Annotated in this window: 21 protein-coding genes; 5 read left to right on the top strand and 16 right to left on the bottom strand. The window is 65.4% G+C overall.

Going from position 1 to position 25,172, the window contains the following annotated elements; translation table 11 throughout:
• Window positions 1–10 precede the first annotated feature (10 nt).
• From rbfA to ACSFA8_RS14255, 9 genes are all read right to left on the bottom strand, one after another.
• Complete coding sequence (gene rbfA / locus ACSFA8_RS14295) at window positions 11–382, bottom strand: 30S ribosome-binding factor RbfA (RefSeq protein WP_286543968.1); 372 nt, start codon at window positions 380–382, stop codon at window positions 11–13.
• A 150-nt stretch (window positions 383–532) separates the two neighbouring features.
• Window positions 533–3,445, bottom strand: coding sequence for a translation initiation factor IF-2 (gene infB / locus ACSFA8_RS14290; protein WP_435480161.1), 2,913 nt, complete (start codon window positions 3,443–3,445; stop codon window positions 533–535).
• A gap of 24 nt (window positions 3,446–3,469) precedes the next feature.
• Complete coding sequence (nusA, locus tag ACSFA8_RS14285) at window positions 3,470–4,954, bottom strand: transcription termination factor NusA (protein ID WP_435480160.1); 1,485 nt, start codon at window positions 4,952–4,954, stop codon at window positions 3,470–3,472.
• A 17-nt stretch (window positions 4,955–4,971) separates the two neighbouring features.
• Window positions 4,972–5,571, bottom strand: a complete 600-nt coding sequence (gene rimP, locus ACSFA8_RS14280; RefSeq protein ID WP_435480159.1) for a ribosome maturation factor RimP — start codon at window positions 5,569–5,571, stop codon at window positions 4,972–4,974.
• A gap of 124 nt (window positions 5,572–5,695) precedes the next feature.
• Window positions 5,696–6,895 carry a YbfB/YjiJ family MFS transporter gene (locus ACSFA8_RS14275; RefSeq protein ID WP_435480158.1) on the bottom strand — a complete coding sequence of 400 codons (1,200 nt, stop codon included), beginning with the start codon at window positions 6,893–6,895 and terminating at the stop codon, window positions 5,696–5,698.
• Between the two features lie 5 nt (window positions 6,896–6,900).
• Entirely contained in the window at window positions 6,901–8,523 is a 1,623-nt protein-coding gene (locus tag ACSFA8_RS14270) for an ABC transporter ATP-binding protein (protein WP_435480157.1), read from the bottom strand.
• Window positions 8,520–9,566 carry an ABC transporter permease gene (locus tag ACSFA8_RS14265; protein ID WP_435480156.1) on the bottom strand — a complete coding sequence of 349 codons (1,047 nt, stop codon included), beginning with the start codon at window positions 9,564–9,566 and terminating at the stop codon, window positions 8,520–8,522. The genes ACSFA8_RS14270 and ACSFA8_RS14265 overlap by 4 nt, the downstream gene beginning before the upstream one ends.
• Window positions 9,559–10,572, bottom strand: coding sequence for a microcin C ABC transporter permease YejB (locus ACSFA8_RS14260; RefSeq protein ID WP_435480155.1), 1,014 nt, complete (start codon window positions 10,570–10,572; stop codon window positions 9,559–9,561). The genes ACSFA8_RS14265 and ACSFA8_RS14260 overlap by 8 nt, the downstream gene beginning before the upstream one ends.
• A gap of 15 nt (window positions 10,573–10,587) precedes the next feature.
• Complete coding sequence (locus tag ACSFA8_RS14255) at window positions 10,588–12,414, bottom strand: extracellular solute-binding protein (RefSeq protein WP_435480154.1); 1,827 nt, start codon at window positions 12,412–12,414, stop codon at window positions 10,588–10,590.
• A gap of 37 nt (window positions 12,415–12,451) precedes the next feature.
• Between ACSFA8_RS14255 and fabI the strand changes: the two genes are divergently transcribed.
• Together fabI and ACSFA8_RS14245 are read left to right on the top strand one after the other, a co-directional pair.
• Window positions 12,452–13,246, top strand: a complete 795-nt coding sequence (fabI, locus tag ACSFA8_RS14250; protein WP_435480153.1) for an enoyl-ACP reductase FabI — start codon at window positions 12,452–12,454, stop codon at window positions 13,244–13,246.
• 33 nt (window positions 13,247–13,279) lie between these two features.
• A complete protein-coding gene (locus tag ACSFA8_RS14245) occupies window positions 13,280–14,128 on the top strand; it encodes a DNA ligase (protein ID WP_435480152.1) in 849 nt (282 codons plus the stop codon).
• Window positions 14,129–14,159: 31 nt separating this feature from the next.
• Here the strand turns inward: ACSFA8_RS14245 and ACSFA8_RS14240 are convergent, their stop codons facing one another.
• The 6 genes from ACSFA8_RS14240 to ACSFA8_RS14215 form a co-directional block, all read right to left on the bottom strand.
• Window positions 14,160–14,720, bottom strand: a complete 561-nt coding sequence (locus ACSFA8_RS14240; protein WP_286543946.1) for a fasciclin domain-containing protein — start codon at window positions 14,718–14,720, stop codon at window positions 14,160–14,162.
• A gap of 113 nt (window positions 14,721–14,833) precedes the next feature.
• Window positions 14,834–15,649 (bottom strand): phosphonoacetaldehyde hydrolase, encoded by an 816-nt coding sequence (phnX, locus tag ACSFA8_RS14235; RefSeq protein ID WP_435480151.1) that lies wholly within the window; start codon window positions 15,647–15,649, stop codon window positions 14,834–14,836.
• 24 nt (window positions 15,650–15,673) lie between these two features.
• Complete coding sequence (locus ACSFA8_RS14230) at window positions 15,674–16,804, bottom strand: TIGR03364 family FAD-dependent oxidoreductase (RefSeq protein ID WP_435480150.1); 1,131 nt, start codon at window positions 16,802–16,804, stop codon at window positions 15,674–15,676.
• Between the two features lie 177 nt (window positions 16,805–16,981).
• Window positions 16,982–18,700 (bottom strand): putative 2-aminoethylphosphonate ABC transporter permease subunit, encoded by a 1,719-nt coding sequence (locus ACSFA8_RS14225; RefSeq protein ID WP_435480149.1) that lies wholly within the window; start codon window positions 18,698–18,700, stop codon window positions 16,982–16,984.
• Window position 18,701: 1 nt separating this feature from the next.
• Window positions 18,702–19,790 (bottom strand): putative 2-aminoethylphosphonate ABC transporter ATP-binding protein, encoded by a 1,089-nt coding sequence (locus tag ACSFA8_RS14220; RefSeq protein WP_435480148.1) that lies wholly within the window; start codon window positions 19,788–19,790, stop codon window positions 18,702–18,704.
• Between the two features lie 13 nt (window positions 19,791–19,803).
• Entirely contained in the window at window positions 19,804–20,838 is a 1,035-nt protein-coding gene (locus ACSFA8_RS14215; protein ID WP_435480147.1) for a putative 2-aminoethylphosphonate ABC transporter substrate-binding protein, read from the bottom strand.
• A 133-nt stretch (window positions 20,839–20,971) separates the two neighbouring features.
• On the opposite strand from ACSFA8_RS14215, the gene ACSFA8_RS14210 reads away from it, so the two are divergent.
• Together ACSFA8_RS14210 and ACSFA8_RS14205 are read left to right on the top strand one after the other, a co-directional pair.
• Window positions 20,972–21,721 carry a phosphonate utilization associated transcriptional regulator gene (locus ACSFA8_RS14210; protein WP_435480146.1) on the top strand — a complete coding sequence of 250 codons (750 nt, stop codon included), beginning with the start codon at window positions 20,972–20,974 and terminating at the stop codon, window positions 21,719–21,721.
• Between the two features lie 3 nt (window positions 21,722–21,724).
• Complete coding sequence (locus ACSFA8_RS14205) at window positions 21,725–22,279, top strand: phosphonate degradation HD-domain oxygenase (protein ID WP_435480145.1); 555 nt, start codon at window positions 21,725–21,727, stop codon at window positions 22,277–22,279.
• Window positions 22,280–22,338: 59 nt separating this feature from the next.
• Here the strand turns inward: ACSFA8_RS14205 and ACSFA8_RS14200 are convergent, their stop codons facing one another.
• Window positions 22,339–24,633 (bottom strand): Orn/Lys/Arg family decarboxylase, encoded by a 2,295-nt coding sequence (locus ACSFA8_RS14200; protein WP_435480144.1) that lies wholly within the window; start codon window positions 24,631–24,633, stop codon window positions 22,339–22,341.
• A 109-nt stretch (window positions 24,634–24,742) separates the two neighbouring features.
• Here ACSFA8_RS14200 and ACSFA8_RS14195 point away from each other — a divergent pair, with 109 nt between their 5' ends.
• Complete coding sequence (locus tag ACSFA8_RS14195) at window positions 24,743–25,168, top strand: NfeD family protein (protein WP_435480143.1); 426 nt, start codon at window positions 24,743–24,745, stop codon at window positions 25,166–25,168.
• The last annotated feature ends 4 nt before the right edge of the window (window positions 25,169–25,172 follow it).

Below are 25,172 nucleotides of genomic sequence, written 5' to 3'. Positions count from 1 at the left end.
TACTCACGCGCTACTCGTCTTTCGAACGCGAAGCGACAGCCTGCGCGATGAGCGCGTTCATGTCGGCAGCACGCTCGGTGGTGCGGTCGAACAGGAAGTGCAGCGTGGGCACAGTGTGGATGTGCAGGCGCTTGAACAGGCCGTTGCGCAGGAAACCTGCAGCCTGGTTCAGCGCTTCGGTCGTCGCGGCCGGATCGCCCGTGAGCACGCTGAAGAAGATCTTCGCGTGCGCATAGTCGGGCGTGACCTCGACCGCCTGGATGGTGACCATGCCCACGCGCGGATCCTTCAACTCGCGCGCGATCAACTCCGTCAGATCACGCTGGATCTGATCGGCGACCTTGAACGCACGGTTGGGGGCTGCGGCTTTTCTTTTAGGCATGTAAGGAGCGAGGACTCGTCATCGTCTCAGACTTCATCGAGTTCGTGAACCCTTCGTGAAACACCGCGGAACCGGCTTTGCCGGGCCGCAGGTGTTGCCCCCGGAAGGGGGTTGGCGAAGCGACACGAAGTGCGCGAAGACTGGGGGTGATCAAAGCGTACGCGCGATCTCTTTGATCTCGAAGAATTCGAGCTGATCGCCTTCTTTGATGTCGTTGTAGTTCTTGAGCTTGATACCGCACTCGAAGCCTTCGCGGACTTCGCGCACATCGTCCTTCATGCGCTTGATCGAGTCGACTTCGCCGGTGTAGATCACCACGTTGTCGCGCAGCAGGCGGAAATGCGCGCTGCGGTTGACCGAACCCGAGGTGACGTAAGAACCCGCAACCGTACCGATCTTGGAAGCCACGAACACCGTGCGGATCTCGGCCGAGCCAATGATCTCTTCGCGGCGCTCGGGTGCCAGCATGCCGGACATCGCGACCTTGATCTCGTCCACGGCGTCGTAAATGATGCTGTAGTAGTTCAACTGCACGCCATTGCCTTCGGCGAGCTTGCGCGCGCCGGAATCGGCCCGCACGTTGAACCCGATCACGACCGCCTTGGAAGCGATTGCGAGGTTGATGTCGTTCTCGCTGATGCCGCCCACGCCCGCGTAGACGATCTGCACCTTGACCTCTTCGGTCGCCAGCTTGAGCAGCGACTGCGCCAGTGCTTCCTGCGAACCCTGCACGTCGGCCTTGATGATCAGGCGCAAGGTCTGCACCTCGCCCGCCGACAGGTCGGTGAACATGTTCTGCAGGTTCGACGCCTGTTGCTTGGCCAGCTTGGTGTTGCGGAACTTGCCGGCACGGTAGGTAGCGATCTCGCGCGCACGGCGCTCGTCGGACATCACCATGAACTCGTCGCCTGCCTGCGGCACTTCGGTCAGACCCTGGATTTCCACCGGGATCGACGGGCCGGCCATCTTGATGCTCTTGCCGTCTTCGTCCAGCATGGCGCGCACGCGGCCATAGGTCGAGCCGGCCAGCACCACGTCGCCGGTCTTGAGCGTGCCGGACTGCACCAGCACCGTCGCGACCGGGCCGCGGCCCTTGTCGAGCTGGGCTTCGATGACCAAGCCCTTGGCGGCGGCATCGACCGGCGCCTTGAGTTCGAGCACTTCGGCCTGCAGCAACACCTGCTCGAGCAGCGCATCGATGCCCTGGCCCGTCTTGGCGGACACCGGCACGAACGGCACGTCGCCGCCGTATTCTTCGGGCACGACTTCTTCAGCCACCAGTTCCTGCTTCACGCGGTCCAGGTTGGCGTCGGGCTTGTCGACCTTGTTGATCGCGACCACGATCGGCACACCAGCCGCCTTCGCGTGCTTGATGGCTTCCTTGGTCTGCGGCATGACGCCGTCGTCGGCCGCCACCACGAGGATGACGATGTCGGTGGCCTGGGCACCACGGGCACGCATGGCGGTGAACGCCTCGTGGCCGGGGGTGTCGAGGAACGACACCATGCCGCGTTCGGTTTCGACGTGGTACGCACCGATGTGCTGCGTGATGCCGCCGGCTTCGCCCGCAGCGACCTTGGCGCGGCGGATGTAGTCCAGCAGGGAGGTCTTGCCGTGGTCGACGTGGCCCATGACGGTCACGACCGGTGCGCGAGGCAAGGCTTCGGCCGTCGATGCGGTAACGTCGTCGTCGGTAAAGGCTTCCGGATCGTCCAGCGCGGCAACCACGGCGTTGTGACCCATGTCCTCCACGATGATCATCGCGGTGTCCTGGTCGAGCGACTGGTTGATGGTCGCCATCATGCCGAGCTTCATCAGCTGCTTGATGACTTCCTGCGCCTTGACGGCCATCTTGTGCGCCAGTTCGGCCACGGTGATGGTTTCAGGCACGTGCACTTCGAGCACGCGCGCTTCCACCGGTGCCGCCTGTGCGTGGTCTTCATGACCCCCGCGGTCGTTGCTGCCGCGGCGGCCGCGCGGGCCTCCGCGCCAGTTGCCACGACCGACACCACCGCTGGCATCGCCGCGGGTCTTGATTTCCTTCTTCTTGGCCGGATCGCCAGCCCAGCTCGACGAGAGCTTGGCCGACTTGACGTCCTTGCTTGCGCCGGGCGCGGTGCTGCCCGGGGCCGCCGGGGCGCCGGGGCGTGCGGCCGGCGTGGCCGGCTTGTGCAGCGTGCCCTTGACGGCCGGCTTCGGCACTTCCTTTTCGGGCGCCTTGTGCGGCACCAGCACGCGCGCCGGTGCATTCATCATTGCGCGGATGGCTTCGGCTTCGGCCAGCGCCTTGCGGCGACGCTCGTCCAGATCCTTGGCGCGCGCGCTTTCCTCGTCGGCACGTGCCTTCGATTCGGCGGCCGCCTTGGCCTTGGCGTCTTCCTTGGCCTGCGCCACCGTTGCTTCGGCCGCGGCCTTCTCGGCTGCGGCGGCGTTGGTGGCTTCTTCGGTTGCTGCCGGGGCTTTGGCAGCACCCTTCGCGGGCGCTGCGGGCGCTGCGGCCTCTTTTTTCCGGGCAGCTTCGGCCTTGGCCTGCTGCTCTGCCTGTTCGGCGCGCTCTGCCTGGTCACGTTCGCGGGCTTCCGTTTCCTCGCGAACGCGGCGCTTTTCGACCAGCTCTTCTTCCTGGCGGCGGATCAGCTCGGCCTGGCGGCGCGCATCTTCCTCGCGGCGAGCCAGCTCGGCTTCGTCGATCTGCGGTGCGGCCGGGGCCTGTGCGACCGGCGCTTCGACCGGTGCCGCTTCGGGCGTGGCCGGGTGGCCTTCGTCGCGCTGGATGAAGGTGCGCTTCTTGCGCACTTCGACCTGGATGGTGCGTGCGCGACCGGTGGCGTCAGCCTGCTTGATCTCGCTGGTCGACTTCTTGACCAGCGTGATCTTCTTGCGCTCGGGCTCGGCCGTGCCGTGGCTGGCCTTCAGGAAACCGAGCAGGCGCTGCTTGTCCGACTCGGTGAGCGCGTCGGTTGGCGCGGCTTTGGCCACACCTGCGCTCTTGAGCTGGTCAAGCAGGGTTTCGGGGGTCTTTTTGAGTTCGTTCGCGAACTCGGCGACTGTGGTGCTGGACATATGTGCTTTGAGCCTCCATGACCGTCAAGCCTGGCCGGCGAACCAGTGTTCGCGGGCTTTCAGGATGAGGGTTTTGGCGTCATCGGCGCTCTGGCCGGTGATCTCGGTGAGTTCGTCGACCGCGAGGTCGGCCAGGTCGTCACGGGTGTGGACACCCGCCTCGGTCAGCTTGGGAATGAGTTCGGCGTCGAGGCCTTCGAGGTCGCGCAGATTCTGCGAAACGGTCTCGACGCCCTCTTCCCTGGCAATTTCCATCGTGAGCAGCGCATCCTTGGCACGGGTGCGCAGCTCGTTGATCGTGTCTTCGTCGAAGCTTTCGATCTCGAGCAGCTCGGAGATCGGCACATAGGCCACTTCTTCGAGGCTGGTGAAGCCTTCGGAAATCAGGATGTCGGCGATTTCCTCGTCGACGTCGAGCTTTTCCATGAACAGCTTGCGGCTCGCATCGGTTTCGACGGCCTGCTTCTGGGCCGACTCGTTCGCGTCCATGATGTTGATCTTCCAGCCCGTGAGGTCGGAAGCCAGGCGCACGTTCTGGCCGCCGCGGCCGATGGCGATGGCGAGGTTTTCCTCGTCGACCACCACGTCCATGGCGTGCTTTTCTTCGTCGACCACGATCGAGGAAACGTTGGCCGGAGCCAGCGCGCCGATCACGAATTGGGCCGGATCTTCGCTCCACAGCACGATGTCGACGCGCTCGCCGGCCAGCTCGTTGGTGACGGCGTTGACGCGGGTGCCTCGCACGCCGACGCAGGTGCCGATCGGATCGACCCGCTTGTCGTGCGAGAGCACGGCGATCTTGGCGCGCGAACCCGGGTCACGGGCGCAGCTCTTGATTTCGAGCAGGCCCTGTTCGATTTCGGGCACTTCCTGGCGGAACAGCTCGATCATGAACTCGGGTGCCGAGCGCGACAGGATGATCGGCGCGCCGCGCAGCGTCAGGTCAACCTCCATGATCATGGCCCGCACGCGGTCGCCGTTGCGCAGGTTTTCCTTGGCGATCATCTCGCTGCGGCGCAGGCGCCCTTCGACGCGGCCGGCCTCAACGATGATGTCGCCCTTGTCCAGGCGCTTGACGGTGCCGACGAAGATCTTGTCGCCGCGCGACATGAAGTCGTTGAGCAGCATCTCGCGTTCGGCGTCGCGGATCTTCTGCAGGATCACCTGCTTGGCCGCCATCGCACCGATGCGGCCGATCGGCACCGACTCCACCGCTTCCTCGATGTACTCGTCGACCTCGATGTCGGGCATTTCTTCCTTGGCTTCGAACAGGAGGATTTCCTGGTCGGGCAGCTGCAGGCCGGCCTCGTCCGGAACGACGTGCCAGCGGCGGAAGGTTTCGTAGACGCCGCTGTCGCGGTCGACCGAGACACGAATGTCCACGTCACCCGCGTGAAGTTTTTTGGTGGCTTGCGCCAAAGCGGATTCGACCGCACCGAACACCACGTCGCGTTCGACGTTCTTCTCGCGCGAGATCGCATCCACCAACATCAACATTTCGCGATTCATGCCACCTAGCTCCTCAATCAATCCGGCAAACCGGTATCAGCGGTCCTGGCCTTGCGGCCCTTGAAATCCACAATCGGCGCGAGCCGCGCATCGCGCAGCTCGTCCAATGCGAAGCCGAGCGCCTGCAACGGGGCGGGCTCTCTCTTCTTGCTCACTTTTTGTCCTGGCTTGGGTGCGGGGGCATCGCTCCAGACGATCTGCCATCCACCCGACTCGGCACGCTCCAGCGTGCCGCGAAACTTCTTGCGGGTGGCCGACACCAGCGTCCCCGCAGCGGCACCCATCGGCGCCTTGAGCGTCAGGTCGATCACTTCGCCGACGAAACGCTCGAAATCCTTCTCGTGCCGCAGCGGGCGGTCGATGCCCGGCGACGAAACTTCCAGCCGCTTGTACTCGGCGCCGTCAACCTCTAGCGCAAACTGCAACTGCCGCGTGACCTTTTCGCAATCCTCGACCGTCACGAACGGTTCGGGCGCGCCGGCCACAGCTTCCGAATTGGGGCCATTCCAGGGCAAATCAATCGTGACGCGCAGCAATCCCCCGGCCGATCTTTCGATCTCGACCAGGTCGTAGCCGAGACCGGCCACGGTTTGTTCCACTGTCTGCTGCAATGCCACGTGTTTGAAAAAGCCCCATCAGAAATGCATAGACCAAAAAAAACGGGCGGTTGGTACCCGCCCGTTTGGTCGTGAGCCTCGGATTATATGCTTTTCCTGTGACAAATAAAGGGTTTACCTGCTCTCAGGCGGCTGCGGGACGCCGTGATCGGGCCCAAACCACGGCAAACAGCGCCGAACCGAGCGCCAGGGCGGCCGCAGCGACCAGGAGCGCGATTCCGAACGAGCCGGTGCGATGGGCCAGCGGTGCGGCAAACAGCGGCCCGAGGATCTGGCCCACGCCATACGACGCGGTGGCGTAGCCGATCAACCCCGCCGCCGCATTGCCGCGCAGCCGGCGGGCTTCGCGCACCGCGAACAGGGTGATGGCGGTGAACGGCATGCCGAGCAGCAGGCTGCCGATTGCAAAGCCGGTGATGGTGGGCCAGACCACCGACAGCACCACGCCAAGCGCCTGCAGGGCATAAGCGGCGGCCAACAGCAGCCGGTTGTCCCAATGGCCGGGGGCGCGCGCACCGATCAGCGCGCCCGGAATGATCGCAGCGCCGAACAGCGGCCAGAAAAAGTCCGGCCAGGGCGAGCCCGGCAGCGCCTGGCGCGCGATCACCGGAAGAAAGGTCGCGGTGATGATGTAACCAAAGCCGGCCAGCCCGTAGAGCACCACCAGCCAGATCGCGTCGCGGCGGGCCGAGCCCAATGCGGCCGCGCCCGGTACTGCCGCAGCCCCCGGCGCGACGGTGCCCGCGGGCGCCGCACCGTCGTCGAAAACGCGCCAGATCACCGCGATGAGCACCAGCGCGACGATGCCGAAACCGATCCAGCCCGCGCTCGATCCCCAACGGCCGACTGCGCCGCCCAGCAGCCCGGTGACCGCAATGCCGATGCCGGGCCCCGTATAAATGACACCGCCGAGCGCTGGCGCATGGGTTTCGGCGAGCCGCCGCAGGCCCCAGCCCGACGCGAAGACGAACACCCAGGCGCTCATCACGCCGGCCGCGGCGCGCAGCATGCCCCAGGCAGTGAAGCCGTTCAGCAAGCCCATGCCGAGCAGGAGCGCCGCGGTGGCGAGCAGCCCGCCGCGCACCATGGTCGACGCCTTGACCCGGATCGCCGCGCAACTGACTGCGCCGAGGAAATAGCCGAGGTAGTTCAGCGAAGCCAGCAGGCCACCGTCCTGCAGGTCGAGCTTGCCCTCGTGCAGCATGATCGGCAGCATCGGCGTGAAGGCGAAACGGCCGAGCCCCATCGCCACGGCCAGCGTGACCATGCAGGCGAGCGCGGCGCGCCAGGCGCCGCGCCGCTGGGTGGCTTCATGGGTCGTCATTGCGTTCAATCGGCAAAAGCGGCTGCGACGAGCTTCTGCGTGTAGGGATGCTGCGGCGCGTCGAGCACCTGCTGCACCGGGCCGGCCTCCAGAATGGCGCCGTCTTTCATCACGATCACCTGGTGCGCCATGGCGCGGATCACCTCGACGTCGTGCGTGATCAGCAGGTAGCTCAGCCCGCGTTCGCGCTGCAGGCGCTGCAGCAGGCCCAGCACCTGCTTCTGGATCGTGACATCGAGCGCGCTGGTCGGCTCGTCCAGGACCAGCAATTGCGGATCAACGATCAGCGCCCGCGCAATCGCCAGGCGCTGGCGCTGGCCGCCGGAGAACTCGTGCGGATAGCGGTCGAGCAGCGCCGGAAACTGCGCCTCGGTCAGGCCCACGTCGTTCAGCGCCGTCAGGCTGCGCACGCGCCGCGCCGCCGTGTCGAGCCCGGGCTCGTGCACCTGCAGGCCTTCGCCGACGATCTGCTCGACCGTCAGGCGCGGCGACAGCGACGAGAACGGATCCTGAAAGACAACCTGCATCACGCGCCGCAGCGCGCGGTCGGCGACGCTGGCGCCAGCCCACTGCCGGCCGCCGATGCGCAAGGCGCCCTCGTGTCGCAACAGGCCGAGCGCCGCGAGCGCCAGCGTCGATTTGCCGGAGCCCGACTCGCCGACCACGCCCAGCGTCTGGCCCGGTGCGAGCGCGAAATCCACGCCCTCAACCGCCACGAAAGCGTCCTTGCGGAACCAGCCGCGCACGCCCGGCAGCGCGACCGGGTAGCTCACGCGCAGCGCTTTGGCCTCCAGAACCGGCGCGGCGCCATGCCCGCCCGTGGCGGGCACCACGTTGCGCTCGGGGCGGCTGTCGATCAGCTTGCGGGTGTAGGAATGCTGCGGCGCCTCGAACACGGTCTGCACCGGGCCGTGCTCGACGATGTGGCCGTTCTCCATTACGGCCACGCGATCGGCAAAGCGCCGCACCAGGTTGAGGTCGTGCGTGATCAGAAGCACCGCCATGCCGTGCTTGCGCTGCAAGTCGTCGAGCAGCGCGAGGATCTGCGCGCGCACCGTCACGTCAAGCGCGGTGGTTGGCTCGTCGGCCAGCAGCAGGCGCGGTTTGCAGGCCAGCGCCATCGCGATCATGGCGCGCTGGCGTTGGCCGCCCGACAACTGGTGCGGGAACGACTGCGCGCGCCGCTCGGGCTCGGGAATGCCGGTTTCAGCCAGCAACTGCACGGCGGCCGCCTGCGCCTCGCGCTTCGACAGGCCTTCGTGCAGTTCCAGCACCTCGGCGATCTGGTCGCCCACCGGGTACAGCGCGTTGAGTGCGGTCATCGGCTCCTGGAAGATCATCGCGATCTCCTTGCCCCGGATGCCGCGCAGCTGTCGCTCGGGAATGGCGAGCAGGTCGCGCCCGTCCGCCGGGCCCTCTGGGCCAAAAAGGCAGGCAACGCCGGAGAGCTCGGCGTTTTGCACAAGGCGCAGCAGGCCAAGTGCCGTGACCGTCTTGCCCGAGCCTGACTCACCCACCAGCGCGAGCTTTTCGCCCGCCGCGATCCGGAAGTCGATGCCGTGCACCACCGCCTTGCCGCCGAACGCCACGCGCAGGTTCTTCACATCGAGCAGCGGTGTCGTCGTCACTTGTCCATCTTTCTAGGGTCGAGCGCATCGCGCAACGCGTCGCCCATGAAGGTCAGCAGCATCAGTGTGACCACGAGCACGCCGAAGGTGGACAACGAGATCCACCACGCATCGATGTTGGCCTTGCCCTGGCTCAGCAGTTCGCCGAGCGACGGCGTGCCGGGCGGGACGCCGAGGCCCAGGAAGTCGAGCGACGTCAGCGCCAGGATCGCCGCGCTCATGCGGAACGGCAGGAAGGTCACCACCGGCGTCATGCTGTTGGGCAGGATGTGCCGCCACATGATCTGCAGGTTGCCGACACCCAGCGCGCGCGCAGCCCGAACGTAGTCCATCTGCCGGTTGCGCAAAAACTCGGCGCGCACGTAGTCCGACAGGCCCATCCAGCCGAACAGGCTCAGCAGGATCAGCAGCAACGACAGGCTGGGCGCAAAGATGGCGCTGAAGATGATCAGCAGGTACAGCTCCGGCATCGCCCCCCAGATCTCGATGAAGCGCTGGAACGCGAGGTCGGTCTTGCCGCCGAAGAAGCCCTGGATCGCGCCGGTGATGACGCCCAGCACCACGCCGACGAAGGTCAGCGCAAGCGCGAACAGCACGCTCACGCGAAAGCCGTAGATCAGTTGCGCCAGCAGGTCGCGTCCGCGGTCGTCGCTGCCGAAAAAGTTCTGGCCGGACGGCTTTGCCGGGTTGGGCGACTTCGCGAAGTAGTTGAGCGTCTTCGGGCCGTAGGGATTCGGCGCGTAGATCGCCCAGTTGGCGCCCTGCGTGATGCGCTCGCGGATGAAGGGATCGAGGTAGTCGGCCGGTGTCTCGAAGTCGCCACCGAAGGTCTTCTCGGGGTAATCGCGCAGCACCGGGAAGTAGGTCGCGCCCTCGTAGCGCACGACCAGCGGCTTGTCGGTCGAGAGCACCTCGGCAAAGAGGCTCAGCACCACCAGCACGCTGAAGGCCACGAGGCTCCAGAAGCCGAGCCGGTTGCGCTTGAAGCGCAACCAGGCGCGACGGCCGGGGCTCAGCGAAACAGTCGGCGCGCCGCTAGTCAAACTTCACCCTTGGATCCACCCAGACATAGCAGAGGTCAGATATCAGCTTGGTCACCAGCCCGATCAGGGTGAACAGGTAGAGCGTGCCCAGCACCACGGGATAGTCGCGCCGGATCACGCTCTCGTAGCTGAGCAGGCCTAGCCCGTCGAGCGAGAAAAGTGTTTCGATCAACAGCGACCCGGTGAAGAAGGCACCGATGAAGGCGGCCGGAAAGCCGGTGATGATCGGGATCAGCGCGTTGCGGAACACATGCTTCCACAGCACCTGCCGCTCGGCCAGGCCCTTGGCGCGTGCGGTCAGCACGTACTGCTTGCGGATTTCTTCGAGAAAAGAGTTCTTGGTCAGCATCGCCGTCACGGCGAAGCTGCCGAGCACCATGGCGGTGATCGGCAAGGCGATGTGCCACAGGTAGTCGACCACCTTGGCGCCCCAGCTCAGGGTGCCCCAGTTGGACGAGGTCAGCCCGCGCAACGGAAACCACTGCAGTTGCCCGCCGAAGATTACGAGCAGCGCCACGCCCAGCACGAAGCCGGGGATCGCGTAGCCGACCAGAACGAACAGCGTCGTCAGAAAGTCGAAGCGCGAACCGGCGCGCACCGCTTTGGCGACCCCGAGCGGTACCGCGATCAGGTAGCTAATGAAGAAAGTCCAGAGGCCCAGGCTGATGGAAACCGGCAGCTTGTCCTTGATCAGCGTCCACACGTCCCGGCTCTGGAAGAAGCTCTTGCCGAGATCGAAACGCGCAAACTGGCCCAGCATCTGCCAGAAGCGCTCGGGCGCCGGTTTGTCGAAACCGTAGAGCGCCTTGATTTCGGCGACCTGCTTCGCATCCAGGGTGCGGCCAGTCGGGCCACCTGAAATACGGTTCTCCTTGTTGGTGAGTTGCGAAAGCAGCTGTTCCGCCGGCCCGCCAGGAACAAATTGGATGATGGCGAAATTGACCACCAGCACCCCCAGCAAGGTGGGGACGATGAGGAGCAGCCGTCGAAGCAGGTAGGCGAACATGGGTTGCGTGGGTGGCTACTTCGGGTCGATCCACCACATCGTCAGCAGCCACGAGCCTGCCAGCAGGCGTTGTGGCAATGCGGCGGCCGGATGGCGCAGGTGCTGCTTGTGGGCAACGAAGTATTGCTTGCCGTAGTACATCGGAATCACGTAGTGCTGGTGCAGCAAGTAACGATCCAGCAGGCGGGCGCCCGCTGCCAGCGTTTTGCGATCGGGGCTGTCGACGATCTCCTCGATGATGTCGTCCACCACCGGGTCGCTGATGCCGCTGAGGTTCTGGCTGCCTTTTTCGGCGGCCGACTTCGACCCGAGGTCGTCGTACAGCTCGTTGCCCGGGCTCGACGAGCCACCCAGGATGTTGATGGCCATGTCGAAGTCGAACTCGTCCTGCTTCTTCTTGATCAGGCTGGCGTCGCGAAGACGGTATTGGAGCGCGATGCCAAGCTTGGCCAGATTTCTGGCATACGGCGCCAGCACGGGCTCGGACGCGCGATCCGGGATGTCGAGGTTGATCACGAAGGCATCGCCGCCACTGTTGCGCAGCGCGCCATCGCGGTACGTCCACCCCGCCTCCTTCAGCAAGCCCTGGGCCTTGACGAGGTTGCGCCGCAGTCCGTCGGCCGTATCGCCGGTGGCAGCGGGACGCGGCAGCTCACCGTGGACATTGTCCCGATAGAGCGCCTTGTGCTTCAGGCGTTCGATCAGCGTGGCCTCTTCGGCGCTGACCTCGGGCCGTGCCATGAGATCGTCGCTGTTCTGGAAGTAGCTCTCGGTGCGTGCCCTGCGGTTGTGAAAGAGATGCTGGTTGAGCCAGTCGAAGTCGAAGGCCAGTGCCAGGGCCCGGCGCACGCGGATATCGGCAAAACGGGGCTGGCGCAGGTTCATCACCAGGCCCTGCATGCCAGTGAAGCGACGGTGCGAGATTTCCGCCTTGACCAGCTCGCCGGAGTCGAAACGGCGGCCCTTGTAGCGCCGGATCCAGGCATTGAGCGACGCCTCTTCCAGCGCGTCGAGTGCACCGGCCTTGAGTGATTCTTCCTCACCCAGCTTGTCCTTGAAGTACTGGTAGGACACTTCGCCGAAATTGAACATGCCCTTGCGCACCGGAAGATCGACGGCCCAGTAATCGGGCCGCCGCCGGTAGGAGATCGACTTGCCGAAATCGACCTTGTCCATGGCATAGGGGCCGCTCGCGATGGGCGGCTCGGTGGTGAGCTGGTCGAACGGCTTGCCCTTGCCCCAAGCCCGCGAGAACACCGGGAGCTGGCCGATGATCATGTGCAGCTCGGAATTGCGGCGCCGGAAATCGAAGCGGATGATGCGCTCACCAACCACCACGGCCTCCTTGATGTCCACCCAGTACGAGCGGAACGTGGGCGCTGCCTGCTTGCTCATGAGCGTGTCGAACGAATACTTCACATCCGCTGCGAGCACCGGCGTACCGTCGGAAAAGCGCGCCTTGGGGTTGAGGCGGAAGGTGACGCTCAGACGATCGGGCGCGAGGTCGATGTCTTCGGCCAGCAGGCCGTAGTTCGAGAACGGTTCGTCCTCGCTGTGCGTCATCAATGAATCGAAGATCAGCCCGTACTCGGCAAAGACGAAGCCGTTGCTGCTGTACCCCATGCCCACCGCTGGCGTTCCCTTGAGCGTGAACGGGTTGAGCTTGTCGAAGCTCCCGCTCGCCGACAGCGTCAGGCTGCCGCCCTTCGGCGCATCCGGGTTCACGTAGTCGAAATTCCTGAACGAAGCGGCGTACTTCGGCTCGTAGCCCATGCCCAGCGCCGGCGCTGCCCAGGACGGCATCGCCAGCAAAACCAACACCGTGAGCAGCCAACCTCGCATGCGAGAATTCTGCCCAAGATTTCTACGAGGCAACTTCATGGGCTTTCTCACCGGCAAAAAACTCCTGATCACCGGCGTGTTGAGCAATCGCTCGATCGCCTACGGCATTGCCAAGGCATGTCATGCCCAGGGCGCCGAGCTTGCATTCAGCTATGTCGGCGAACGATTCAAAGACCGTATCACCGAATTCGCTGCCGACTTCGACTCGAAGCTGATTTTCGACTGCGATGTGGGCGACGACGCACAGATCGACAAACTCTTTGCCGATATGGCGCAAACCTGGCCGAAGTTCGACGGCTTCGTGCACAGCATCGGTTTCGCCCCGCGCGAGGCCATTGCGGGCGACTTTCTCGATGGCCTCTCGCGCGAAGGCTTCCGCATCGCGCACGACATCAGCGCCTACAGCTTCCCGGCCATGGCCAAGGCGGCCCTGCCCTATCTCAACGACAAGTCGGCCCTGCTGACGCTGACCTACCTCGGCGCCATCCGCGCGCTGCCCAACTACAACACCATGGGCCTGGCCAAGGCCAGCCTCGAGGCCTCGGTGCGCTACCTGGCCGGCTCGCTCGGCCCCAAGGGCATGCGCGTCAACGGCATCAGCGCCGGACCGATCAAGACGCTGGCGGCCAGCGGCATCAAGGGCTTCGGCAAGATCCTTTCGGCCGTGGCCGAGGTCTCGCCGATCCGTCGCAACATCACCATCGAGGAAGTGGGCAATGTCGCCGCCTTCCTGTTGAGCGATCTGGCCAGCGGCGTCACGGCCGAAATCACCTACGTCGACGGCGGCTTCAGCCAGGTGGTCGGCGGGATCGACGAGCCAGCCCAAGCCTGAGGTTCATGCGGCAGCCATCCGTTTCACAGCGCCGTGCTGAAGCGCCGACGTTTTCTTGCTGCAAGCCTGCTGGCCTCGTGCGTGGCTGCACCCGCCCGCGCGGCCGCGCCCGGGCTGATGCTGGCCGAGGTGTACCGGCGAGGCATGCCGCTCGAAGGCTACTGGGTCAGCGAGAAGTACGACGGCGTGCGCGGCTACTGGGACGGCCAGCAGTTGTGGACGCGTGGTGGCGAGCGCGTGCTCGCGCCGGCCTGGTTCACGGCGCCGTTGCCGGCGACGCCACTCGACGGCGAACTGTGGGCCGGCCGTGGCCGCTTCAACCTGGCGGTGTCGACCGTGCGCAGCCAGACGCCGAGCGACGCGGCCTGGCGCGAGATGCGCTTCATGGTATTCGACCTGCCGGCCCAGCCCGGTGACTTCGATACCCGCCTGACGGCACTGAAGAAACTGCTGCCGACCACGCAGGCGCCCTGGGTGCTGCCGGTGGCACAACAACGCGCCACCACGCATGCCGATCTGCAGGCGCTGCTCGACAAGACGATCAAGCTCGGCGGCGAAGGGCTGATGCTGCACCGTGGCGGATCGCTCTACCGTGGCGAGCGCAACGCCGACCTGCTCAAGTTCAAGCCGTTCGACGACGCGGAGGCACGGGTGATCGGCCACGTGTCCGGCAAGGGCAAGCATGCGGGGCGACTCGGCGCGTTGGTGGTCGAGACGCCCGAAGGCTTGCGCTTCAAGCTCGGCGGCGGCCTCACCGACGCACAGCGCGAAGATCCGCCGCCGGTCGGCGCCTGGGTGACCTATCGCTACAACGGCCAAAACCCCGGCGGTGTGCCGAGGTTCGCGCGCTTCATGCGCGTGCGGGAAGAAGGTCGAAGCTAGCAGGCCCCCAGCCCCCAAACCGGCTGCCTGCCTACTTGGGCAGCAGCACCTTGTCGACCACGTGGATCACGCCATTCGACTGGTACACATCGGCGATGGTCACGGTGGCGCTACCGCCCTTCTCGTCGGTGATCATGACCTTGCCGCCCATGGCCTTGGCGGTGAGCGTGCCGCCCGATGCGGTCTTCAGCGTGGCCATGCCCTTGCCGTCCATGATCTGCTTCGTCAGCGCGGCCGCATCGAGCTTGCCGGGCACCACGTGGTAGGTCAGGATCGTGGTCAGCGTGCCCTTGTTCTCGGGTTTGAGCAGCGTGTCGACCGTGCCGGCCGGCAGTGCCGCAAACGCGTCGTTGGTCGGTGCGAACACGGTGAACGGGCCCGGGCCCTTGAGCGTGTCGACCAGGCCGGCGGCCTTCACTGCGGCCACCAGCGTGGTGTGATCCTTCGAGTTGACGGCGTTGTCGATGATGTCCTTGGTGGCCAGCATCGGTGCGCCGCCAACCATCACCTGTGCGACGGCGGAGACGGCACCTGCCGCCATGGCAACGGCCAGCGTGATGGAAGCGAGGCGGTGAAATTTGCGAGTAGACATGGAAGGCTCCTGTAGATGAAAGAACCCTGCGGAAATGCGCAGTGGTTGCAATCAATACGGGAGCCCCGCCCACGCGGATTCGTGCGCCGACCGCAATGCTGTGTTTCAGCAGCTCAGGGCTTCAAGCCTTTTGCGAGCCTGGCCTCGATGTCGTCCAGCACCGGCAGCAGATCGGCCACGCTGTCGATCACATAGTGAGCGCCGGCGGCCTTGAGCTTGGCCGTGGCGATCTGCCGCAGTGCTTCCTGCTTCGCGGGATCGAGTGCTGCCCATTGCGCGAGGGGCAGGCCCACGGCGTTGCCGCTGATCGCCAGGCCCACCGTCCAGGTGCCGGCGTTCAGACCCTCTTCGATGCCCACGCCGGTATCGTCGACCTTGACCACACTCGAAGGTGGCCAGACGCCGATGTCGGCGAAGGTGCGGTACATCATCAGCGGCGAGGGCCGGCCCGCCGCCAGGTCGCCCGCACAAACGAGGTTGTCGGGCACGTAGCCGCCGGCCGCGGCGATCGGCGTGACGACCTCCATGATGGGGCGGTTGTAGCCCGTGGTGGAGCCGATCTTCAGGCCGCGCGCGCGCAGCGTGTCGACCATCTCCACGGCGCCCGGAACGAAGTCCGCGAAGTCGGCCACCACCGCCGCGTTCATCGGTGTGAAGACTTCGTAGAGATGGTCGACATCGGCATCGCTGAACGGCTTGCCATGCACGCGCTCCCATTGCGCCGCGATGCGCGGCAGGTTGCCGAGCACCTGGATGTGATCCCACTTGGCCATGCCCATCGGGCCGCGGGCCTCGTCGATGGTGAGGTCGACGCCGAATTTCTCGAACAGGCGCACAAATGCGCCCATCGGCGCGCAGGAGCCGAAGTCGAGGATGGTGCCGGCCCAGTCGAAAACGACAGCGCTGAGGTGTACGGGTTGTTGGGGCATGTCTGTGTGTTTGGGAAAAAAGGTTTACCAGCCAGCGAACACGTCTTCGGCGATTCCGAAGGCCGTGCTGGCGCCCGTGCCGCTGGTGACGAGCACGAGCCGGGTTGCGTCGTCGGGCGCGTCGATCAGGCAGTCGGCGCTGGCCGACGAGGGATAGATGCCGACCCAGCGCTCGGTCACGCGGCACTGCTGCAGCTTGAGCGTCTTGTGCAGGTGTTCGAGGATCAGTTCGTCGACGCGCTGGTCGGCGAAGGGCTCGGGCGCATCGCCGTAGAGGTGCGAGTCGCCCACCACCAGCGAGCCGTCGGCGCTCTGCACCACGATCAGGTGGATGCCGTTGTCGAGCGACTCGCCCTCCTCCCGGCGCATCTGTTCCAGCAGCGGCACGGCCGCGGGCAGCTTGCTGTAGCCGTGGTAGCGCACCAGGCTCAGGTCGGCCATCACCGAACCCGGCAGCTTGAAGCCCGGCTCCGGATGCACGCGCAGCATCTGCAGCAGGCACAGCCGCAGCTTGTGCGGGCTCAGGCGCTCGGCGAAAAGGCCGTTCAAATCGGTGTTGGTGCAGACCGCAACGCGTTCGCCATGCAGCACGCCGCGCGAGGTGCGCACCCGTGGCGTCGCCACCTCGAGCACCACCTCGCTGAAGCGGAACACCACACCCATCGCATCCGACAGCCAGCGTGCGAGCAGGGCGATGGCCGTGCGCGATTCGACCCGCATCTCGTGCGGACTGTAGAGCACCGCCTGTGCGCCGTCGAGTTGCAGCACCGGTGCGCGCCGGGCCGCCTCGGCGGTGTCGATCAGTTCGCAGCCCGCGCCCATCTCTGTGGCCATGAACTCCTCCAGCACCTTCAAGGCCTGGGGACGAAAGGCAGTGAGGTACAGGCCGTGGTGCACCGCCGCGATGCCGGCGCGAGGCGCCACCTCGCCCCAGACCTCGCGCGCCCGTCTGGCGCGGCGCCAGGTGTCGCCCGCGCCCTGGCCGGTGACGGTGATGAAGCCGAAGTTGCGGATCGAGGCGCCCACGCAGGCCGCGTCGCGCTCGACCACGCACACGCGCAGGCCGCGCTTGGCGGCGGTGTACGCATGCGCCAGGCCGACAATGCCGGCGCCGACGACGATGAGGTCGAAGTTCGTGGGGTTCGTGATGCTCATGGTGTGAAGAAAAGTGGTGGCCGCGCCAGCAGGTACTCGACCCGGAGCACCTCGCTGTCGCCGGTGAGCAAGGTGTTGTCGAGATCGAACAGCGCCAATGTCATCAGGGCACCCTTGCGCTTCGTGCTGTCCCGCCAGGCGGAAGCGAACACACCTTCGGGCGGCCGTGCGGGGCGTTCATCGCCCCGGCGCCCGCCAGCGCTGCGTGTGGCGGTCGACCCATTTGCCGAGCGCCATGTAGAGCAAGGTGACCACGGCCGAGGTGGCGGCGATCAGCACGGCCATGGCTGCGGCCGGGCCGGTGTCGCCGGCTTCGTCGAGGTTCAGGATCGCGACCGACGCGAGCTTGGTGTCCGGCGAATAGAGGAACACCACGGCAGAAATCGTGGTCATCGCGTTGATGAAGAAGTAGCGCGACACGTCCAGCAGGGTCGGCAGGCAGATCGGCAGCGTGACGCGCCAGAAGGTCTTGTAGAACGGCACCTTGAGCGAGGCCGAGACGGCTTCGAATTCCGCGTCGATCGACTTCAGCGCCGTCACCATCGTGAGGTGGCCGGTGGTGTAGAAATGGATGATCGTGCACAGCACCAGCAGCGGCAGCGTCTGGTACATCACGTTCAGCGGGTTCGACGGCGCGTTGAAGAAGAATATGTAGCCCAGGCCCAGCACCAGGCCGGGCACGGCCATCGGCAGCATCGCCATCAGGCGCACCAGCGGCCGCACCCAGTCGAAGCCGCGCGTCTTTTCGAGCAGGTAGGCGCCGATGAACACGATCACGGTGCCGATCACAGCGGTGCAAGCCGCGAGCTTCAGGCTGTTGAGCATCGCGTCGCCCAGTTCGGCGTCGACCAGGCCCGACACGTAATGGTTGAAGCTGGGCGCGAGGTTGTAGGGCCAGAGCGTCGCGAACGAGGCGAACACCGCCATGAAGAACATGGCGAGCATCAACACGACGATGAGCACGCAGTACAAGGTCATCGCTGTGTCGAAAGCTTTGGCCCGCTTCGGCACCAGCGCCACGGCACGGGCTGTGAGCGTCGCGGTCTGCTTGCGCTGCACCAGATAGTCGACGCCGAAGGTCAGCACCGCCGGCGCCAGCAGCAGCAGCGCCACGACCGCCCCGCGCTGGAAGTCCTGCTGGCCGATCACCAGCTTGAACACGTCGGTGGCCAGCACGTTGAAGTTGCCGCCCACCACCTTGGGAATCCCGAAGTCGGTGATGACCAGCGTGAAGCACACCATCGCGGCTGAAATCAGGCCGTACTTGGCGCCCGGCAAGGTGATGGTGAAGAACTTGCGCAGGGTGCTGGTGCCGAGCGCATCGGCGGCCTCGTACAACCGCGCATCGGCCAGCGTGAGCGCGGTCACGAGGATCATCAGCACATGCGGAAAGGCCGCGAAGCATTCGGCCAGCACGATGCCCGGCGCGCCGTAGATGCCCGTGAAACCGAGCGCCAGCCAGAAGTCTTTTGCGATGCCCTGGTTGCCGAACCAGTAGATCAGCGAGATCGCCGACAGCAGTGACGGCGCGAGCAGCGGCAGCAGCGTGATGGTACGAAACAGCGGCTTGAACGGCATGCAGCTGCGCGTGAGCGCATAGGCGAAGGTGAAGGCCAGCGGCACCACGATCACGGTGACCAGCACCGACACCCAGACGCTGTGCCAGAGGCTTTGCAGCAGCGCCGGCGAGGCCAGGTAGGCGCCGAACGCGCCGAGGCCCGAAACAGCACCGCCCTCGGGGGCGTCGAGCGCTTTCGACAGGATCAGCAGCAACGGCGCGATCAGGCCGATGCACAGCAGAGCGACGGTGCCGAGCAGCATCAGATTGCCGACCCGATCGGTCCAGTGCACCTGCTGGCGCAGCGGCGGCACCAGCACCGCGGTCGTGGGCGCCATGTCAGGCAGCGGCGACGGGAAACACCCGCAGCCGGTCGGCCCGCAGCGCGAAGCGCACGCTGGCGCCCTGGCGCACGTCGAACTCGTCCATCTGGTTGAGCGAGTACTGCAACTGCAAGGGCTGGCCCGGAATGCCTTCGACATCGACCTCGGCCAGGCAGTTGCCGCCAAGAAACTCGATGTGGCGCACCGTGCCGGCGCAGCGCATCGGGTCGTCGTCGTGCACGTTGCCGACGACACGGTCTTCGGGCCGCAGGTAGAGCGCGACCTCGCGGCCGGGCCGGAAGCCCGAACCGTGGCCCTGCGCGGTTTGCAGCCGCATGTTGCCGCAGCGGAACCAGTGATCGCCCTCGGCCACGGCCTGGAGCCGGTTGACCTTGCCAACGAAGTCGGCCACGAACGGCGACGCCGGCTCGCGGTACACCTCCAGCGGCGTGCCGACCTGCTCGATCACGCCATGGTTCATGACCACGATTCGATCGGCCACCGACAGGGCCTCCTCCTGGTCGTGCGTGACCATCACGGTCGTGACGCCGAGCTTGCGTTGCAGGTCGCGGATCTCGTTGCGCAGGTGCACGCGCACGATCGCGTCGAGCGCCGACAGCGGCTCGTCGAGCAGCAACAGCCCGGGCGAGGTCGCGAGCGCACGGGCGAGCGCGATGCGCTGCTGCTGTCCACCCGACATCTGCGCCGGGTACTTGGCGCCGCTTCCGGGCAGGCCGACCAGCGCCAGCAATTCTTCGACGCGCGGCGTGATCTGCGCGCGTGTCTGCTTGCGGTTGACAAGACCGTAGCCCACGTTCTGCGCCACCGTGAGGTTTGGAAACAGCGCATACGACTGGAACATGATTCCGTAGTCGCGCCCGGCCGGCGGCAGCACCGAGATGTCCCGCCCGGCCTGCAAGATGTGCCCGGCCGTCTGCGTCTCCAGCCCGGCGATGATGCGCAACAGGGTCGTCTTGCCGCATCCGGAGGGGCCGAGGAAGCAGACGAACTCGCCGCGCCGGATCGACAGGTCGATGTTGTCCAGCGCGGTGAAGCTGCCGAAGCGCTTCTGGATGCCGCGCAGTTCGAGGTAGGCGTCGGTCACGCGAGGCCCCGGCTCACTTCTTCGGTTCGCTCTTGGCGTCGTAGCGTTTCGACCACTCGGCCAGCGTGCGCTCGCGGCCGGCAGCGGCCTTGTCGAAATCGAGCTTGATCAGGCGCGACTCGTAGTCGGCCGGGATGTTGGCCAGCTTGGGGGCGACGCCGGGCTGCGCCGTGATCGCGAAATTCTTGCCGTACAGGATCATCGCGTCCTTGGACGAGGCCCAGTCGGCCAGCTTTTTCGCCGCGTCCAGCTTCTTGGTTCCCTTGTAGATGGCGAAGCCTTCCAGATCCCAGCCCAGGCCCTCCTTCGGGAACACCAACTCGATGGGTGCGCCCTTGGCTTTGTTGGTATGGCCGCGGTATTCGAACGACACGCCCGCCACGTACTCGCCGGCTGCGGCCATGTTGCAGGGCTTGGAGCCCGAATGGGTGTATTGGCCGATGTTCTCGTGCAGCGCATCCATGTACTTCCAGCCGCCGCCCTTGCCCGCATCGTCGCCCCACAGCTGCAGCCAGGACACCACGTCCAGGTAGCCCGTGCCCGACGACGCCGGATTGGGCATCACGACCTGGCCCTTGAACTCGGGCTTGGTCAGGTCTTTCCAGGTGGTCGGGATCGCGATGTTCTTCTTCTTCGCCTCGACCGTGTTGAAGCACACCACGGCGCCGAACACGTCCATGCCGAACCAGGCCGGCGGCGACTTCTTGTCGCGGTAGGCCGGCATGATGGCGTCGAGGTTCAAGGGTGCGTAAGCCTCAAGCATGCCGTTGCGCTCGAACAGCGCCAGGCTGGTGGCCGCCACGCCCATGATCACGTCGGCCTGCGGATTGCCTTTCTCGGCCAGCAGCTTGGCGGTGACGACGCCAGTGGAATCGCGCACCCATTTGATTTCGATGTTGGGCTCGACCTTGTTGAATGCCTCCTGGTACGCCTTGAGCTGGTCGGTTTCCAGCGCGGTGTAGACGATGAGCTGGGTTTTCTGCGCAAGCGCACCAGTAGCGAAAGCCATGCCGAGCAGGCCGGCGATAAGGGATTTGGCGAGATGCATGGGGTGCTCCTTGTCGAAAAAGAAAGGACTGTGCCGGCACGAAACGACATGTTCGTGACACATGCGCCAAGCAAAATCGGGGCCTGATCCGCCAAGTTGTCTATTGTTTTTTGTAAATTGTAGACAATCTAGAATGCGACGCTTAGTATTCGGCATGGCCTCCAGGATCTCCAGCAACCCCGCCATCGCGCAACTCCAGTCGCATTCGCTCGCCGATCTGGTGCAAGCCGAGATCGAACGCATGATCCTGGACGGCGTGCTCCCCTCCGGTGCCAAACTGACCGAAGCCACGCTGGCCGAGCAGATCGGCGTGTCGCGCGGCCCGGTGCGCGAAGCGTTCCGCATGCTCGAGGAAGCCGGGCTGGTGCGCACCGAAAAGAACCGCGGCGTGTTCGTGCGGCATGTGCCGATCGAGGAAGCCCTCGAGATCTTCGAAGTGCGTGCCGTGATGGATCTTTACGTGGGCCGCAAGCTAGCCAAAGGCCTGAGCCCCGCAGAGGTTCGCGAGCTGCGCCAGCTGGCCGACGCAATGGATCAGGCCGTCAAAGGCGACAACGCCAACGACTACCACCGCTTCAACCTCAAGTTTCACGACCGGTTGCTCGAACTCGCCGGCAACGCCAAGCTTACGGCCACCTACCGCAAGCTGGTGAACGAACTCTCGCTGTTCCGGCGCCAGAACCTGACCAGCGAGTCGATGGCCGTCTACTCGCGCGAGCATCGCCAGATCGTCAAAGCGATCGCAGCCGGCGACCCCGATGCGGCCGGCCAGGCGATGTACCAGCATGTGATGAACAGCCGCGAACGCACACTGCGCAACTACGAACTGAAGCAGGTCGCGAGCGCCGCTGCGGCACGGGCCGCGGCCGCGGTGGAGGCCTGAGCCATGGCACTCACCCTTGCGGACATCGAAACGCTGTTTGCGCGCCACGGCGGCGCCCAGTACAGCGGCGAGCCCGTCACTCAGCTCGAGCACGCGTTGCAAACGGCGTACCTGGCCGAACAGGCCGGGGCCGACGACGAACTCGTCACTGCAGCGCTGCTGCACGACCTCGGCCACCTGCTCAACGACCAGGGCGAATCGCCCACCTTGCGTGGTGTCGACGACGTGCACCAGTACTTCGCCCTGCCCTTCCTTCGCCACGTGTTCAGCGACCGCGTGCTCGACGCGATCAAGTGGCATGTCGATGCCAAGCGCTACCTGTGCGCAACGCGGCCCGACTATTGGCAAGGCCTGTCTGCCGACTCGAAACGCAGCCTTGAACTACAGGGTGGCGTTTTCGCGGCAGACGCTGCTGATCGTTTCATCGCGCAGCCCAATGCCACCAAAGCCGTGCAGTTGCGCCTGTGGGACGACCAGGCCAAGTCACCTCATCTCGCGACGCCGCCGCTCTCGCACTACCTGACGCGCGCACAACGCTGCATGCTGACGTCCGCGTGACGCTGACCGGTCCGATCGTCCTGGCGGTACTGATCGCGCTGCGCTTTGGCTGAAGAAGCTCAGCTGGCGCGCACGCAGTCTGCGTAGTAGCGCTTCTTGCCCGTTTCGTCGATCTTGGCCACGAGGCCGTGGATATCGGTCTCGAAGCCGGGGCACTCGGTGTTGAACTCGCGTGCAAACTTCAGGTAGTCGACGATCTTCTTGTTGAACACCTCGCCCGGGATCAGGAGCGGAATGCCCGGTGGATACGGCGTGATCAGGCTGGTGGTGATGCGCCCTTCGAGCTGGTCGATCTCCACGCGCTCGGTCTTGCGGTGTGCGATGTGCGCGTAGGCGTCGCTGGGCTTCATCGCGGGCGTCAGGTCGCTCAGGTACATCTCGGTGGTGAGGCGCGCCACGTCGTAGCGCGCGTAGAGCCTGTGGATGCGCTGGCACAGGTCGCGCAGGCCGAGCTTCTCGTAGCCGGGATGCTGCTGGCAGAACTCGGGCAGGATGCGCCACATCGGCTGGTTGCGCGCATAGTCGTCCTTGAACTGCTGCAGCGCCGTCAACAGCGTGTTCCAGCGGCCCTTGGTGATGCCGATGGTGAACATGATGAAGAAGCTGTAGAGCCCGGTCTTCTCCACGATCACGCCATGTTCGGCCAGGAACTTGGTCACCACGCTGGCCGGGATGCCGGTGTCGGCAAACTTGCCCTGCAGGTCGAGACCCGGCGTGACGATGGTCGACTTGATCGGATCGAGCATGTTGAAGCCGTCGGCCAGCTTGCCGAAGCCATGCCAGTTGCGCGCAGAGCTCTTGGTTTTCTTGTCGCTGCTGCCCTCGCCTTTCATGATCCAGTCGTCGGCGCGGCCGATGCCTTCGTCGACCAGCTTTTCCGGCCCCCAGACCTTGAACCACCATTCGTCCTTGCCGAATTCCTCCTCGACCTTGCGCATCGCGCGCCGGAAGTCGAGCGCTTCGAGGATGCTTTCTTCCACCAGCGCGGTGCCGCCAGGCGGCTCCATCATGGCGGCGGCAACGTCGCAGCTCGCAATGATCGCGTACTGCGGGCTGGTTGACGAATGCATCAGGTAGGCCTCATTGAACAGGTCGCGGTCGAGCGCGCGGTTCTGCGAGTCCTGCACCAGCACATGGCTGGCCTGGCTGATGCCGGCCAGCAGCTTGTGGGTCGACTGGGTCGCGAACACCAGCGACTCCTTCGGCCGCACCCGGCGCTTGCCCATGGCGTGGTAGGCGCCGTAGAAGGGGTGGAAGGCGGCATGCGGCAGCCATGCTTCGTCGAAGTGCAGCGTGTCGACGTAGCCGTCGAGCATGTTCTTGATGGTCTCGGTGTTGTAGATCACGCCGTCGTAGGTCGACTGCGTGAGCGTCATCACGCGCGGCTTGATCTTGTCGTGATCGACGCCTGCCAGCAGCGGATTGGCCTTGATCTTGGCCTTGATCGCGCTCTGCTCGAACTCGCTCTGGGGAATCGGGCCGATGATGCCGAAGTGGTTGCGCGTGGGCTTCATGAAAACCGGTATCGCGCCGGTCATGATGATCGCGTGCAGGATCGACTTGTGGCAGTTGCGGTCGACCACCACCACGTCGTTCGGCGCCACCGTGTGGTGCCACACCATCTTGTTGCTGGTGCTGGTGCCGTTGGTGACGAAGAAGCAATGGTCGGCATTGAAGATGCGCGCCGCATTGCGCTCGCTGGCCGCCACCGGGCCGGTGTGGTCGAGCAGTTGGCCGAGTTCCTCGACCGCGTTGCAGACGTCGGCGCGCAGCATGTTCTCGCCGAAGAACTGGTGGAACATCTGGCCGACCGGGCTCTTCAGAAACGCCACGCCGCCGGAGTGGCCCGGGCAGTGCCAGGAGTACGAGCCGTCTTCGGCGTAGTCGATCAGCGCCTTGAAGAATGGCGGCTGCACGCCTTCGAGGTAGCTCTTGCACTCGCGGATGATGTGGCGTGCCACGAACTCCGGCGTGTCCTCGAACATGTGGATGAAGCCGTGCAGCTCGCGCAGGATGTCGTTCGGGATGTGGCGCGAGGTGCGCGTCTCGCCATAGATGTAGATCGGCACCTCGGCGTTCTTGCGGCGCACCTGTTCGATGAAGCTGCGCAGGTTGAGCACGGCGGGGTCGAGGTCGGGACCGGGGGTGAACTCCTCGTCGTCGATCGACAGGATGAACGCGCTGGCGCGGCTTTGCTGTTGCGCGAACTGGCTCAGGTCGCCGTAGCTCGTCACGCCAAGCACCTCGAAGCCCTCGCTTTCGATGGCCTGCGCCAGCGCGCGGATGCCGAGCCCCGAGGTGTTCTCGGCGCGGAAGTCCTCGTCGATGATGACGATGGGAAAGCGGAATTTCATGGGCAGGGCTCCGGACAGGCAAATAGCCGCGCAGTGTACGGAATTCGCATGAAGGTCACCGGCGCGGTTTGACCCAAAATGCAGGACTGACGACCAACGAGGAGATGACATGGCTAGTTCCACCATCTGGTGGCTGATCGCGGCGGGTGCCGTCGTGCTGGAATTGCTGTCCGGCACGGTTTACCTGCTGCTGCTGGGCGTGGGGTTCGCGGCCGCGGCGCTGGCGGCCCACATGGGCGCCGGGCTGACCGTGCAGCTCCTGTGTGCGGCAGTCGTTGGCGTGGGGGCCATGTTGGCCTGGTATCTCATCCGGCGTTCCCGGCCGGCAGAGCCACCCTCGCAGGCGAACCGCGACGTCAATCTGGACATCGGCGAGACGGTTCAGGTCGACGCCTGGAACGCCGACGGCACCGCCAGCGTGCGCTATCGCGGCGCCCAATGGACCGTAGTGCCGCGCGCTGGTGCAACGCCCTCCATCGGCGCGCACCGCGTGGCCGAAGTCACCGGCAGCCGCCTGGTGGTCGACAAAATCTGAACAA

The organism is Variovorax nitratireducens, assembly GCF_051216545.1.
Taxonomy (GTDB): domain Bacteria; phylum Pseudomonadota; class Gammaproteobacteria; order Burkholderiales; family Burkholderiaceae_C; genus Variovorax.
The sequence above is the reverse complement of the archived record's forward strand: the minus strand, read 5'-3'. Positions and strand labels throughout refer to the sequence as shown.